13 protein-coding genes are annotated in these 13,385 nt (G+C 60.9%); 5 read left to right on the top strand and 8 right to left on the bottom strand.

Annotated features, from left to right (window positions below; genetic code table 11):
• Nucleotides 1-44 precede the first annotated feature (44 nt).
• Nucleotides 45-461: a hypothetical protein gene (locus ACO9S2_RS04635; RefSeq protein WP_423720776.1), complete on the top strand. Its 417-nt coding sequence runs from the start codon at nucleotides 45-47 to the stop codon at nucleotides 459-461.
• A gap of 139 nt (nucleotides 462-600) precedes the next feature.
• Nucleotides 601-2,040, top strand: a complete 1,440-nt coding sequence (locus tag ACO9S2_RS04630; protein WP_423720775.1) for a sodium:solute symporter family protein — start codon at nucleotides 601-603, stop codon at nucleotides 2,038-2,040.
• On the opposite strand, the gene ACO9S2_RS04625 is transcribed toward ACO9S2_RS04630, so the two are convergent.
• From ACO9S2_RS04625 to ACO9S2_RS04590, 8 genes are all read right to left on the bottom strand, one after another.
• Nucleotides 2,032-3,873, bottom strand: coding sequence for an ABC-F family ATP-binding cassette domain-containing protein (locus ACO9S2_RS04625; RefSeq protein ID WP_423720774.1), 1,842 nt, complete (start codon nucleotides 3,871-3,873; stop codon nucleotides 2,032-2,034). The two genes, ACO9S2_RS04630 and ACO9S2_RS04625, sit on opposite strands and share 9 nt — an antisense overlap.
• Nucleotides 3,874-4,040: 167 nt before the next feature.
• Nucleotides 4,041-4,505 (bottom strand): Csu type fimbrial protein, encoded by a 465-nt coding sequence (locus ACO9S2_RS04620; protein ID WP_423720773.1) that lies wholly within the window; start codon nucleotides 4,503-4,505, stop codon nucleotides 4,041-4,043.
• The gene (locus tag ACO9S2_RS04615) at nucleotides 4,502-6,862 is read right to left on the bottom strand and encodes a fimbria/pilus outer membrane usher protein (protein WP_423720772.1); all 2,361 of its coding nucleotides are present in this window, start codon (nucleotides 6,860-6,862) and stop codon (nucleotides 4,502-4,504) included. The genes ACO9S2_RS04620 and ACO9S2_RS04615 overlap by 4 nt, the downstream gene beginning before the upstream one ends.
• Nucleotides 6,863-6,905: 43 nt before the next feature.
• Complete coding sequence (locus ACO9S2_RS04610; protein ID WP_423720771.1) at nucleotides 6,906-7,664, bottom strand: fimbrial biogenesis chaperone; 759 nt, start codon at nucleotides 7,662-7,664, stop codon at nucleotides 6,906-6,908.
• An 11-nt stretch (nucleotides 7,665-7,675) separates the two neighbouring features.
• Nucleotides 7,676-8,197: a Csu type fimbrial protein gene (locus ACO9S2_RS04605; protein ID WP_423720770.1), complete on the bottom strand. Its 522-nt coding sequence runs from the start codon at nucleotides 8,195-8,197 to the stop codon at nucleotides 7,676-7,678.
• A 342-nt stretch (nucleotides 8,198-8,539) separates the two neighbouring features.
• On the bottom strand, nucleotides 8,540-9,025 hold the full coding sequence (locus ACO9S2_RS04600; RefSeq protein ID WP_423720769.1) for a Csu type fimbrial protein: 486 nt from the start codon (nucleotides 9,023-9,025) through the stop codon (nucleotides 8,540-8,542).
• 170 nt (nucleotides 9,026-9,195) lie between these two features.
• On the bottom strand, nucleotides 9,196-9,558 hold the full coding sequence (locus ACO9S2_RS04595; RefSeq protein ID WP_423720768.1) for a response regulator: 363 nt from the start codon (nucleotides 9,556-9,558) through the stop codon (nucleotides 9,196-9,198).
• 40 nt (nucleotides 9,559-9,598) lie between these two features.
• Nucleotides 9,599-9,850, bottom strand: coding sequence for a hypothetical protein (locus tag ACO9S2_RS04590; RefSeq protein ID WP_423720767.1), 252 nt, complete (start codon nucleotides 9,848-9,850; stop codon nucleotides 9,599-9,601).
• A 150-nt stretch (nucleotides 9,851-10,000) separates the two neighbouring features.
• Here ACO9S2_RS04590 and ACO9S2_RS04585 point away from each other — a divergent pair, with 150 nt between their 5' ends.
• From ACO9S2_RS04585 to ACO9S2_RS04575, 3 genes are all read left to right on the top strand, one after another.
• Nucleotides 10,001-10,366, top strand: a complete 366-nt coding sequence (locus ACO9S2_RS04585) for a cupin domain-containing protein (protein WP_423720766.1) — start codon at nucleotides 10,001-10,003, stop codon at nucleotides 10,364-10,366.
• Between the two features lie 70 nt (nucleotides 10,367-10,436).
• Nucleotides 10,437-12,728, top strand: a complete 2,292-nt coding sequence (locus ACO9S2_RS04580; RefSeq protein WP_423720765.1) for a PBP1A family penicillin-binding protein — start codon at nucleotides 10,437-10,439, stop codon at nucleotides 12,726-12,728.
• A 109-nt stretch (nucleotides 12,729-12,837) separates the two neighbouring features.
• Nucleotides 12,838-13,278: a bactofilin family protein gene (locus ACO9S2_RS04575; protein ID WP_423720764.1), complete on the top strand. Its 441-nt coding sequence runs from the start codon at nucleotides 12,838-12,840 to the stop codon at nucleotides 13,276-13,278.
• Nucleotides 13,279-13,385 lie beyond the last annotated feature (107 nt).

Below are 13,385 nucleotides of genomic sequence, written 5' to 3'. Positions count from 1 at the left end.
GGTGTCCGTCTTTGGTCTTAGAATGTCAGAGAGGGGGTTCGGCTATGGCAACTCGTCCCTGTGAGGTGGATCTGATGGCGGAGAGCGCCTATTCAATAACCGCACACAATCGCCGACAGGAAGCCAGGATTGAGGATGCCCATTGTTGCGCCTTTGAGATGTGCGAATCTGACCAGGATGGAGCGATGGTGATTTGCGAGGGACAGTTGGTGACGGTCAACCGCAGCGCCCATGGCATCCTGCTCATGATGCGAGAGGCCCCGCGGGTGGCTCAGTTGATCGAAGTGCATAACACGAAACTCGGATGGCTGCGCTCCATGATGGTCTATCAAGTGCAATGGACACGTCCGGTTCATGTCGAGTCCTACGGTGATATGTTTTTGGTGGGGTGCCGGTTGACCGTCGGGCTGCCTGTAACGAGACAGGTCAATCGCGCTCCTTATACGATTGGCTCGGTCTAACAAGATCCGATCGCCGCTCCCGTCTCCTTCCTCCTTCCCGGCTCTGCCCTATCTCTCTGCCGCCTGACGGCTCATTCCCGTTGCGCCCTCGTAACGGCCTGGTTAGAATCCCGCCACATATCCATACTGGGCCGGTTGCATGCTTCTCGGGTTTGTCATCCTCTATCTGCTTATTTCTGTCGGCATCGGGCTGTATGCCGCCACCCGCGTGCATAACACGAAGGATTTTGCGGTCGCCGGGCGAAGTTTGCCGCTGCCGGTGGTGACCGCGACGGTTTTTGCCACCTGGTTCGGCGCCGAAGCCGTGCTCGGCATTTCGGCCACGTTCGTGAAGGAAGGGTTGCGCGGCGTTGTCGCCGATCCCTTCGGCTCCAGTCTCTGTCTCATCCTCGCCGGTCTGTTCTTCGCGCCCCGGTTTTATCGACTGAACCTGTTGACGGTCGGGGATTTCTACCGGCTTCGGTACGACCGGAGGGTCGAAGTTCTCTGTACCCTGGCCGTTGTGGCCTCGTACCTGGGCTGGGTCGCGGCGCAGTTCAAGGTGCTGGGGCTCGTCTTGAATGTTGTGACCGATGGGGGCATCAGTCAGCCGCTCGGCATGATCGTCGGCGCGGTGATCGTGCTGACCTATACGACATTCGGGGGGATGTTTTCCGTAGCCATTCTGGATTTTGTCCAGATTACGGTCATCATGGGCGGGCTGCTCTACATTGCATCGGTGATCAGCGGACTGGCCGGCGGGGTCGGAACGGTGGTTGCCCATGCCGCCCAAGCCGGCAAGCTGGAGTTGTTCCCGCCCCCAAGTTTCAACGCCTGGATTCCGTTCATCGGTGCCTGGGTGACGATGATGTTCGGCTCCATCCCGCAGCAGGATGTGTTTCAGCGGATCACGTCGGCCAAAAACGAGGCCACGGCAGTGCGCGGTTCGTTGCTGGGGGGGAGTCTCTACTTTCTGTTCTGCTTCGTGCCGATGTTCCTGGCCTATGCCGCGACGCTGGTCGATCCGGCGCGTTTCCTTGCCCTTCTGGAGACTGATTCGCAGCTGGTCCTGCCGACCTTGATTCTGGAACATACGCCGATTGCCGCCCAGATTATGTTTTTCGGCGCCGTGCTGTCGGCGGTGATGAGCTGTTCCAGCGCCACGCTGCTGGCTCCCGCCGTCGCGCTCAGCGAGAACGTGCTGAAGCCGTGGATTCCCCGATTGAATGATTCGGAGTTCCTCCGGTTGATGCGCGTGGTGCTGGTGGTGTTTGCCGCTGCCGTGCTGGCGATTGCACTCTGGTCGGACGCCAGCATCTACAAGCTGGTCGTGAACACGTACAAAGTGACGCTGGTGGTGGCGTTCATTCCGCTGCTCGCCGGGCTGTATTGGCCCAAGGCGACGACGCAAGGCGCCGTGACGGCCATTGCGGCAGGGCTAGTAACCTGGCTTGTGCTTGAACTGATCAGTCCCGCCGATGCCGTATGGCCGCCGCAGCTGGTGGGCTTGCTCGCTTCGGCAGCCGGGATGGTATGCGGCTCGCAGCTGCCCCAATATCTGTGTGCGAACAAACAGCGGACAGGCCGCGGGTCAGGCTGATGCAGTCGGCATGGATTGCGTGCGCTTCTCTTCCAGTTCCGCCCAGCGCGCATAGAGGCGTTCGACGGCGGCGCGCGCGGTCTCCAGGGCGGCATAGCGGGCGTGGAGCGCCTCGGCGTCGGACATGACCGCCGGATCTTCCGTGGCTTTCTGGCTTGCGACCACCGTGGCCTCTGCCTTCTCGATCATGGCTTCCATCTTGTCCCATTCCTTCTGTTCGGCATAGGACAGGCCCTTCCGGACCGGTTTCACCCGAGGGCCTGCATTCCCATTGGATCGGATCGGTCCCTGGTCCGCCGCCGATGAGCCGCTCCGGCCCTGGGCCGCTTCCCACTGGGCGAAGTCGGCAAACCATTCGGCCTTGCCGGTTCCGTCCAGCGCCAAGAGCATCGTGGAGACGCGGTCGAGGAGCCACCGGTCGTGGGTGACGAGCACGAGGGCGCCCGGAAATTCCAGCAGGCTTTCTTCCAGCACATCGAGCGTGGGGATGTCCAGATCGTTCGTCGGTTCGTCCAGCATCAGCACGTCGGCCGGTTGGAGCATCAGCCGGGCGATCAGCAGCCGGGCCTGCTCTCCTCCGGACAGACGCGAGACGGGTAGATCCAGTTGTTCAGGCCGAAACAGGAAACGTTTGGCCCAGGAGACAAGATGGACGGAGCGATCTTGATAAACCACGGCATCGCCGCCGGCAGGGGCCAGCGAGCGGCGGAGCGTCGCGTTCTGGTCCAGTGAGTCCCGGTGTTGTTCGAAGCTGACGATGCGGAGCTTGTCGGCGCGCGTGACGGTGCCGGCATCGGGTGCCAGTGCGCCGGAGAGCAGCTTCATGAGCGTGGACTTGCCGCTGCCGTTGGGACCCAGCAGGCCCAGCCGTTGTCCTGGCCCCAGTATGAGGTCGAGATCCGTGACGATCTTCCGGTGCCCAAGCGCTTTGGTCAGCTGCTCGGCGACGATCAATTGTTTCGATTTGCGACCGGACGCGGTGAAGTCGATGCCCGCCGGGGCCGACTCCCGGCGCGTTTCGCTCTCGGCGAGGGCGTCGATCAACTGTCCGGCCGAGTCGATGCGGGCCTTGGCTTTCGTCGTGCGGGCTTTCGGCCCGCGCCGGAGCCATTCGACTTCGCGCCGGACCTTGTTGGCGAGCGTCGCATGTTCGTTGGCCTGCGCCTGCAGGGCGGCGTCGCGTTGCTCCAGGAAGTCGCTGTAGCGGCCTTTGGCTTCGAAGACGCCGTTGGGGTAGACGCGGCTGAGCTCGATCATGCGCGTTGCCACGGCTTCGAGGAAACGCCGGTCGTGGCTGACGACGAGGAAGGCGCGGGATTCGGCTTTCAGCACACGCTCCAACCAAAGGATGCCTTCGACATCCAGATGGTTGGTGGGCTCGTCCATCATCAGCACATCCGGTTCCAGCAGGAGCGACTGGGCGATGGCGAGGCGCTTTTTCCAGCCTCCGGATAAGGTGCGGACCGTTTGTTCGGCATTCGGAAATTCGCCGAGGCTCAAGGCACGGGCGATGCGGCTGCTTTCTTCGTGCGGATCGAGGCCGCCGTCGCGCAGCACCTGCGCCAGGACTTCCTCGATCGTGAGATCAGCGGGGAAGGAGGGTTCCTGGGGAACATAGCCGATGCGCACGTGGCGGCGGAGCGAGCGGGTGCCGTCGTCGGGGTCTTCGAGCCCCGCCAGAATTTTCAGGAGCGTGGACTTGCCGGACCCGTTCGGGCCGATCAGGCCCACATGGTCGCCTTCGGCCAATCCGATCGAGAGGTCGGCAAACAGCGGTTTGACGCCGTAGCTTTTACTGATGGACTCGCAACTGAGGAGCATGGTTGGTGGCATCGGTACCCTGGGGTTCAGATTCAGTGGTGATGGGACGATCAGGAAATCGGGCGGGGCCGTCGTGATCGAATCAGTTCATGGACGAGTGTGAGTCTAACAGGGATAGCCTGCTCTACGCCAGTTGGATGTGGGGGAGCGAGGTTTAAGGATGACGACGCGAGCAGTCATCAGAAATTGATTGTGGCAATGATCGTGTCGGAATAGGTACCGACACTCACGTCTTGTCCAGGAGGGATGTGTCCGAAAACCGCCAAGTTGAGCGCCCGGTTGTTGGACACTGAGGCAAACCGCTGGGTTCCGCCGGTCCCGTCACCCCAGACTTGTGTGTGTGCGGCGTCAAGGTAAAGATTGTAGGTCAGCGTCTCCAGGCCTCGAAGCATTCTGCGGGGTTGGAAGCTTCCGCTATTCCCGGCGCTGAGTGATACCAAAACCGGATCGGTCCCGACACCGATGCCTCTGCAGGTGATGGTCACGCTCCCTGCCGAGGTGAGCGGCGTTGATGAATAGACGTTGTAGGCTCCGAAGGCGACCGCGACGGTGGTGATCGTACAGTTGATAGCGGCGTGCGCCGCCGCCGGCAACCACAATATTGCGGTCACGAAGCAGATGAGCCGTTTGTGTTGCGCGGTCATGGGTGCGCTCCTGCTAGAGATTGGCAGCGGATTTCTCCGAGTTTCAGGATCGGTTCCGGAGAATCGGGGATCTCGATGGTGAATCGGCAGACCTTCCCCTCGTCGTCGATGGCCGCCGCGTGTGATCCGGGTGGAATCGTTTCCAGATAGAACTCGCCCTGTTTGCCGATCGGAGACTCGTAGCTCTTGTCCGGCGTCGTGATCGTCAACTGGCCATAGGCGGGAATACGGTCCTGTCCGTCCGTCTCGACGCGCACCGTGCCAGTGAGGATCTGCAGCCGTGCCACCGGGAATACCACGAGGGCTCCCCCGCGGAACGGGGGCGCGACGATCTTCTCCGTCGCATCGACCCGGTAGTCGAGCGGAATGTCCTGGTCGTTGATGCCGATGCGATTGCCGTAGTAAGAGAGCAGGTTGTTGGGAATGACGAGTTCCCCGCGCGAGTCGGTCTGGCCGACTTCCTGGTTGTTGATGTAGCCCCGCAGTCCGGCGATTCCCGGGGTCCGGATCACGGCAAAACTGTCGTCGATGGCGCGGGTAGCGTGAACGGATCCGCCGATGGCCACCATGCCGCCGCTCACCGTGAAGACCGGGCGATTCATGGTCGAGTCGTACAGCGCTTCGTACCGGCCGTACTGGCCCTGGTATTGAAGCTGTCCCAGTCCGTGCGAATCGTCTCCGGTCGTGCCCTCCACCTGATAGCCGAATCCGGGGCCCACCGGCAGCGATTTCTGGACGCGGAGTCCCTCGAGGCTTCGGTCGGCGGCCTGGCCGTGCTGCCGCTGGGCGAAGGCATAGCCGGTCGTGTTATTCCCGAAGAAGTAACTGAGTCCGAAGAAGACATCGTAGGTGTCTCTCGTGCCCGGTTGTTGCGACCAGCTGTTGGAGGTGAAAAGACTCCAGTTTTCCGTGAGCCGCACGTTTCCTGAAGCGCCGACCCGTCTTACGGTTCCGGCATCGCGGAACTGTGACTGCGTGGTTTCGAGGTTGATATTCACGCGTGTTCCGATCGGCAGACCGATGAAGCCGGTCACTTCGATGCTTGCTCGATCCGCTGAAGATGGCAAGCTGACGGTGGCGTACCGCGCGCTCATGGTCCGCATGCTCGCGCCGATGCTGAACCAGCGCTGCAGGTACATATAAGTCAGCGAGGCGGCGCCGCCCGTCGCGCCCGCATCGGTGCTGCCGGAGAGGGCGAGGTCCATTTCGCCGAGCAGCGATTTGGCGGTGAGCCGCAGGCCGCCGTTCGCCAGCCGGTTGCCCGCTTCGATATTCGCTCCCGGAGTGATGCTGTCGGTGAGGCCCACGCGGTAACGGGCCAGCAGCACCGGGGAATCGTAGTCCCAGCTGGCGGTGGTGACGTTGTTGCGGCGCAGACCGGCGTTGACGCTGTATTCGTTCAGTCCCGCCTGGAGGACTCTGGTTGATAAGTAGAAGGGCGAGACGATCTCCGTTTCTCGCCCGAAGATATCTCGAATAACGACCCGGTTCATGCGGTAACCGTTGGATACCGGCAGATTGTTCAGCTCGAACTGGCCGGGAGCGATGGTTTCCTGCCGCAACAGTCCTCCATCGGAATAGACGTTGACGGTCGAGGGGACCAGGGCTGTTCCGGACAGCCCCGGCCTGGGGAAGAAATAATAATAAGGGTCGAGGGTAAAATTCCTGGACACGTTGAGGCCGCCGATGAACGTGCCGCCTCCGAGTCCGCCGGTGCTTACGAAACTGTCGCCGATGATCCAGCGGGTCAAGTGGCCGCGATCGTTGAGCGTCAGATTGGATAGGCCCCGCACGACGTGCCCGTCCTCGGTCCTGCGGACGGTGCTCGACAACAGGTGTCCTGAGAGGCTCAACCCCGCTTCTCCAAATACATTGTACTTCTGAAATCCCTTCGTTTCCGCGGCGTAATTCACAAAGAGACTGGTGTCTTCGCTGTATACCATGCCGGGCGGCGCGCTCGGCGTGAGATTGACCTTCGTGGTGGCCTGCAACCCGGCCTGGCCGCTGAGGCGGATGGCCAGATTTGCTTCGTCGAGAACATACGTGGTACCCGGTGCCAGGGAGGCAAGTGAAACGTAAGCCTCTTCTCCGATGAATTCGCGCGTAGCGCCTTCGGTCCGGACACCAGCCGCCTCCAGATCGGCCAGCCGGACCAGCACGTCATTGGACCGCCGGATGGCAAGGACTTCGCCCTTGTCGACCTCGTTGACAATCAATTGGAGCAGGGCTTTGTCTCCCGTCTGCGGCCAGGCTTCTATCGGGAAGGAGATGAGGAGCAGGAAGAGCAGGAGGCCTGCAAGGAGATCGTTGGCGCAACTCTGGTGTCGCTGTCGTCGCCGTGGCCCCTCTGTCCGCATGTCTTATCCCGTGTGGCGGTCAGCACATGAGTTGCCCTCCGGCTTAGCGCCCACATTCCTCAGTCCGCACGTCTGCTTGTGCTTTGAGAGGTCCGGCTTCCGTTTGAGCCTGCACTGTGAGGGATTTCAATCCACGGCAATGTTCGGTGGACAGGGGCACGTCATATCGCCGCGACCCGCCGGCCAGGATGTACCAGCCTTCGATGTCCTGTGTGGTGATCGGTTGCCCCGCCTCTCCAAGGCCGGTGAGTTGGATATGTTGTGCCAAGAAATGGGTGTTGCCGGTATTGCGAATCTCAAAGCCGGCGTTCTTTTGGCGCATTGTCAACCCATCGATCTGTCCGCTCACCACGATTTTCGAGGGCTGGAGAAACACCGGGATCGTCATTCTGGTCAGGACGCGGATTTGGGCGCCGTCGGCTGGAGCGGTTTGAAGCGAGGGCAGCTCTTCGAGGACGATGCGATAGGTTTTTTCTGTCGTGCCGCGCGGGGTGACAGCGCCCAGCCGGATCTTTCTCTTTTCGCCCGGCGCGACCGTTAGCAGCGGAGGAAAGAGAACGATGTCGTCGGTGCCAGTCAGCAACATCTCGCCGGATGGCGACTGGTCCCATGCCACCACCGATAGTTGCAGTCTCAGAGAGTCGGTTGATTGATTGGCGATTTCCAGCAGAGCGCTGTTGGACTTCCCCGATAGGACAACCTTCAGGGGGGAGACGTTGAATGTGCTTGTCCTGCCCTCTTCAACTGTGAAGAGGCACAGGACAAGTACGATAGCGAGTGTGAAACCAGTGGGTCTATACATGTGTGCTACACCTAGAAATTCACCGTTGCGGTGATCGTATCGGTGTAGTTTCCGACTGCGCGGTCTTGGCCGGCCGGAATCCGGCCGTAAATTGTGTAGGGTGTCGCGGCGAGCGTTGTGACGACCCCAGGGGAAAATCCATTGGTATTTACCCCCCAGACAGTCGTGTAGGTCCCGTCCTGGTAGAGTTCATAGCTCAAGTAGCTGGGCCCGGCTGCCGCCATGGCCCGTGTGGTTCCAACGGCGTTGGCGGAATTGGAGCCCGCATTCAGGTCGATTCTCGGGTTCGTGCCTCTCGTACAGGCAATGGTGACCGTTCCATTGGTCGTCGCGGGGGTGGTGGCGTTGGCCGAAACCGGATCGTAGTTTCCGAAACCCATGTTGGTAGTCGTGATGGTGCAACTGGCAATGACGCTGGCACTGACGCCGAAGGCGGAACTGGCTACCTGCGCCTGGGCAGAGGGGGTTGACAGGCAGAAGACGGCGATAGCGGAAACGGTCAAGACCAAGAGTTGTGTAGTCGCCCGATTCATCATCATCCTCCAGCGGTAAAGGGGGTTGTGCTATGTGCTATCGTTTGCCTTCATCTGCAAGAAGCATGGCAACTTCTTGTCATCGGTTATTAGTCAATCTCCGCTGTCCTAAATGATTGTAAAAATGTAGATTCCATAGTTGTTGCGCTTTGATGCGCTTCGGTTAAGTCGGGAGCGGTTCTTTACGGTTTGGACAAAGAGCGTATGGGGAGGGACAAATTTTGTCACTCAGCAATGGGCTGCGAGTCTCTATGAGCTCCTGTGTGCGAAGCCGGAGGCTTTAAGAGGAAGATCTGTATCGGGGGCAGAGGACCAAGGCTGCGGGAGGGGGCGAAGGCGGAATTAGAAATTCACGATGGCGACGATGGTATCGCTGTAGTTTCCGACGGTGACGTCTTGGGCGGAGGGAATTCGGGCATAGATGAAGAAGGTGCGTGGTCTTGTGTCGGGGGCGATGGGTGGGACGAAGATCTCTTCGCCTCCGGTCCCCCAGATGGTGGCGCGAATCACGTCTTGGTAGAGATCGTAGCTCAGATAATCTTCGCCGGTAGCCAGCTTCATCGCCCTGGTTGTGCCTTTTGCATGGGACCCATACTGTCCGCGATCGAGCGCAATGGTCGTGGCCATTCCCTTGCTGCAGGTAAGGGTCACGGTACTGTTCACATCTAACGGGGTTGTCGCATGGGTGGTAATCGGATTGTAATGGCCGAATGTCGCCGGGGTTGTCTGAATCGTGCACGTAGGATCGAGGGTGGCGGTGATTTGGAAACTTGAGGCCGCCGAGCCTGCCAAGGCCAGCGCCGGAGACAGGAGTAGGCCGATACTCAAAAGATACCGTCCTGCATTCATAGGGTTCCTGTCCGCTCTATCGGATTATTGGTGAACTGCCTGCGGGAAATTGTGTATGCCTCTATATTCCTGAAGCAGGTGAAAGGTTACAACCCTACAAAGGGAGGGACGGACAGGCGTGATGCCCAGCATCGCAGCTCGGGGATAGCTCATTCAGCGAGGGTGAGGTGTACCAGGCGGCAAATCTCTTCCACTCCAAACGGTTTCTGCAGAACGTGGCGGGCGCCGAAGAGCCTGGCGACGTTGAGAAAGTTCTGATTACCCAAGGCGCCGGTCATGGCGATGACTTTGGCGTCGAGGAACTCGCGCGTGAGTTCAAGGGTCACCTCCATGCCGTCTCGATCAGGCATCATGATGTCGGTGATCACCAGGTCGGTCGGCGTGTTCCGGTAGAGGGTGAGCCCCTCTCGTCCGTCGGAGGCTTCGAGCACCTGATGGCCTTCTCCTTCCAGGATGGACCGGAGGAGGTGCCGAATGGGTTCTTCGTCGTCAACGATGAGAATCGAGGCCATGTGGAGTTCTCCTTCATAATCTTGAACGAGCCCGGACTGCTTAGGCCGCCTGGGCGACCATGGTTTCGGCTCCCAGATGAACTTCTTCGTCGGCATAATCGTACGTCTCGCTCGTCACGACCAGTTGTGGAGCGTGAGCCTGCAGGGTTCGACGGTTCCGCTCGATGGTTGCGTCGTTGACATGGCCGCAATTCATGCAGCGCCAGGCGCTCATCCAGGTGTATCCGGAGGTGCCCTCATGATCCATATAATGGTCCTTGATCATCAATCCGCAGCAGCGTGAGCAACTCATCGGGTTTCTCCTTGGTTGAGGTCTAGGCGCGCGTTCATCCTTGGATTAGAATAGCTCACCCCCTGAGAATTGTTAGACCCAGACGAGTTACCTCGGAAGAGGGGGGCTGGAGTTATCCCGGGATGTACCCCGGAGCAGAGGAGAAAGAGCATGGTGCAAGTGATTGAGAAGCCTGCGAGAGTTCAAGCGGCCGGCAACCAGCCTAAGCTCATCGACGAATATGTCGGACGGGTGAATTCCCGCACTTCAGAGGTCAGCGTGGCCCGGATGCAGAGCCCGTCAGGCTGGCGAGAGCCGGGGCAGACGCCCGAGTTCGACGAGTACACGGTGGTACTGCGGGGGATGCTGCGGGTCGAAACGCGAGAGGGGTCGCACGACATTCACGCGGGACAAGCGGTGATCACGCATTGCGGTGAATGGGTTCGCTACAGCACGCCGGGACCGGAGGGGGCTGAGTATCTGGCGGTGTGCCTGCCCGCTTTTTCCCCCGCGACGGTACATCGGGACCACGAGTGACGGCCGCGGCGTATTCGTGGCCGCACTTCTCGAATCTCTCGTGTAGACAGAGTTCGCAGAGGAGCTGGTGATGCGTTCAGGCAGCCGTTGGACGCGCCGGGCCCTGGTTGGGTCGGGGGCCCTTTTGGGGCTGGCCTGTCTGGCGCTTGCAGGCTACGGCACGATGCTGGCCACATCCCTTGCGCTGCCCAAGAGCGATGAGCACCCGCCGCTGCTGATCTACGGCGCGCCCTTTCTCCTCCAGCCCGGCCTGCATGTGGCCGAATCAGGCTTGCTCGACCGGCTGCACCGGCTCGGCTATCAGGTCGTTTCAATGGTCCAAGCTCCCGGCGAGTATGCGGTGTCCGGCGATGCCATCGATGTGTATCTGCGCGCGCAGGACGACGCGCGCACGCCGGCCCGGCATGTGACTCTGATCGTCAGCGAAGGAGTGGTCGCCGATATTATTTCGGTGCGGCAACGCGAATCGCTGCCCTTTGTTTCGCTCGAACCGCCCTTGCTGAGCGGGATGCGAGGCAGTTCTCGTCAGGTGAGGGAATGGGTGCCCTACGCCCATATCCCGCCGGACCTGATCAAAACGGTCCTGGCGGTTGAAGACCGGCGGTTTTTTTCACATATCGGCGTCGATCCCGTGGCGATCGGCCGGGCGCTGTGGGCGAATATCACGCGCGGGGGCGTGGTGCAGGGCGGGAGCACCATTACGCAGCAGCTGGCGAAGAATCTCTTTTACTCGCCGCAGCGGACCATGGGGAGAAAACTCCGCGAGGTGATGGCCGCGCTTGTGATGGAGTGCAAGTATCGGAAAGAAGAGATTCTGGAAAGCTATCTCAACGAAATTTATCTGGGGCAGGCCGGGTCGGTGTCGATTTACGGTGTCGGCGAAGCGGCGCACCGGTATTTTGGAAAGCCGCTTGAGGCGCTGTCCATCGAAGAAATCGCGCTCGTCGCCGGGCTGATCAAAGGGCCCAATACCTATTCCCCCACGAAAAATCCGGAGTATGCTACGCAGCGACGAAATGTGGTGCTGCGCCGGTTGCATGAGGAGGGGATGCTTTCGGACGAAACCTGGGTGCGGGCAGTAAATCATCCGGTGCAGGTGGCGCTGCCCCAGGACGTGCTGACGGATGCGCCGTACTTCGTGGATTACCTTTTGCGGCAGGTGGAGGAAGGGACGGGGCCCGGCATTCCTGAGGGGGCGCGGGTCTATTCCACCCTCGATGTCTATATTCAGCAACTGGCGACGGAAGCGCTGCTGAAGGGATTGGCCAAACTGGAGCGCGCGTATCCTGCGCTGAAAGAAGTGGAGTCGCCATTGCAGGGCGCGGTGCTTGTGCTGGACGCGCGAACGGGACATGTGCTGGCCATGGTGGGCGGACGCGACTACCGGACCAGTCAATTCAATCGGGCGGTCCAGGCGCGGCGTCAGGCGGGCTCGCTCTTTAAGCCGTTCGTCTATCTGACGGCGTTCGAAGCCGCTCGCGATGAGGGAGCGGCGGGGCTCACTCCGGTCACCCTGCTGGCCGATGAACCGGTGACGTTTGAGTCAGGGGGCGGTTCCTGGTCTCCCCAGAATTATGACCGGCAGTTTCACGGTCAGGTGACGGTGCGAGCGGCGCTGGAGCAGTCGTTGAATATTCCGGCCGTAAGGACGGCGCAGCGTGTCGGGATGGCGAGATTCAATGCCACGCTGAGGAGGTTCGGCATTCAAGGGGCGTTGCCGGAGAATCTGTCTGTGGCGCTGGGGAGCGCATCGGTCTCCTTGCTGGAGATCACGGCCGCCTATGGCGCCTTAGCGCATGAAGGGGTGGCGGTGCGGCCGGTGGCGTTGACGAACCTGGCGCGTGAGAGCGGGGAGACGTTGTGGAGCCCCGTGCTGGACCGGCAGCAAGCCGCTTCTGCGCAGGCCGCGTATCTCCTGACCTCGCTTCTGAAGGGGGTGGTGGATCGGGGTACCGGCGCCAAAGCCAGAAGCCTCGGGCTGCGTGGTCCGGTGGCCGGAAAAACCGGGACGACGGACGGCTATCATGATGCCTGGTTCGTCGGCTATACGCCTGAGTTCGTCATCGGTGTCTGGGTGGGGTTCGACGATGAGCGGCCGATCAGGTTGACAGGGGCACAGGCGGCGCTGCCGATCTGGGTGGATCTGGCGCGTCGGCTGATTCCGGAGGATGCGCAAGATTTTGAGATGCCCCCGGGCATTGTCTCGCGGGCCGTTGATCCGCGGACCGGGCAGTTGGCCACCTCGCAATGTCCCGAGCGGGCGACGGAGGTGTTTCTCGAAGGCACTGAGCCGGAGGTCTTTTGCGAAGTGCATGGCGGCGGACTGTGGGAGCGGATCAAGCAGACCTTGGGATTCTCGTGAGCGCCATGAGCCCTGCTGTTCAGGGTGTGCGCTGTTTCAACAAACTGCTAGGTGTCTATGCCCCCCTGGGGTATTCTGTGGTGCGAATCCTGGCGGGAGGGGATCGGCTATGAAAAAGAACGGGTTTGATGACGGCAACATCACGCTGCTGGCCAAAGGGGTCGAGCTGAAGGGTGAAATTCGCGTCGATGGGACGGTGCGCATTGACGGCCGTCTTGAAGGCGACATTTACACCAAGGGCCAGGTCATTGTCGGGGAAGACGGGGTCGTGAAGGGGACCATTGCGGCCGGTGTCCTGATCAGCAGCGGGCGCATCAGGGCGACCGTGACGGCAAGCGAGCGGGTGCAACTCCTCAAGACCGGCATTCTGATGGGCGAGGTGCATGCGCCGGTCTTTGCGATGGAGGACGGCGCCAAGTTTCAAGGGACAAGCGATATGGGCGTCACGGCATGGCCGGAGGAAGCGCCTTGTCTGCCGGGGAACGTCCCTGAGCCGGCCGGTTCCCGGAACCGGCCGGTGGCCCTCATCGGGACAGAATCCGATGTGTAACTCGTGCGATCCCTTGCCGGGATGAGCCTTTCCTGCCAGGCTTTTCGCCCTGTCAGGCCTCCCTGCGGTGACAACCGGTCCAAGATCTGCTATCAACGGACTGATCG

Origin of the sequence: Nitrospira sp. NS4, from assembly GCF_049546785.1 — a bacterium.
Lineage (GTDB): Bacteria > Nitrospirota > Nitrospiria > Nitrospirales > Nitrospiraceae > Nitrospira_D.
This window is presented reverse-complemented; position numbering and strand designations above follow the sequence as displayed.

Coding starts and splice junctions, on each gene's coding strand:
- ACO9S2_RS04635 (WP_423720776.1), top strand. CDS start 45: ATGGCAACTCGTCCCTGTGAGGTGGATCTGATGGCGGAGAGCGCCTAT.
- ACO9S2_RS04630 (WP_423720775.1), top strand. CDS start 601: ATGCTTCTCGGGTTTGTCATCCTCTATCTGCTTATTTCTGTCGGCATC.
- ACO9S2_RS04625 (WP_423720774.1), bottom strand. CDS start 3,873: ATGCCACCAACCATGCTCCTCAGTTGCGAGTCCATCAGTAAAAGCTAC.
- ACO9S2_RS04620 (WP_423720773.1), bottom strand. CDS start 4,505: ATGACCGCGCAACACAAACGGCTCATCTGCTTCGTGACCGCAATATTG.
- ACO9S2_RS04615 (WP_423720772.1), bottom strand. CDS start 6,862: ATGCGGACAGAGGGGCCACGGCGACGACAGCGACACCAGAGTTGCGCC.
- ACO9S2_RS04610 (WP_423720771.1), bottom strand. CDS start 7,664: ATGTATAGACCCACTGGTTTCACACTCGCTATCGTACTTGTCCTGTGC.
- ACO9S2_RS04605 (WP_423720770.1), bottom strand. CDS start 8,197: ATGAATCGGGCGACTACACAACTCTTGGTCTTGACCGTTTCCGCTATC.
- ACO9S2_RS04595 (WP_423720768.1), bottom strand. CDS start 9,558: ATGGCCTCGATTCTCATCGTTGACGACGAAGAACCCATTCGGCACCTC.
- ACO9S2_RS04590 (WP_423720767.1), bottom strand. CDS start 9,850: ATGAGTTGCTCACGCTGCTGCGGATTGATGATCAAGGACCATTATATG.
- ACO9S2_RS04585 (WP_423720766.1), top strand. CDS start 10,001: ATGGTGCAAGTGATTGAGAAGCCTGCGAGAGTTCAAGCGGCCGGCAAC.
- ACO9S2_RS04580 (WP_423720765.1), top strand. CDS start 10,437: ATGCGTTCAGGCAGCCGTTGGACGCGCCGGGCCCTGGTTGGGTCGGGG.
- ACO9S2_RS04575 (WP_423720764.1), top strand. CDS start 12,838: ATGAAAAAGAACGGGTTTGATGACGGCAACATCACGCTGCTGGCCAAA.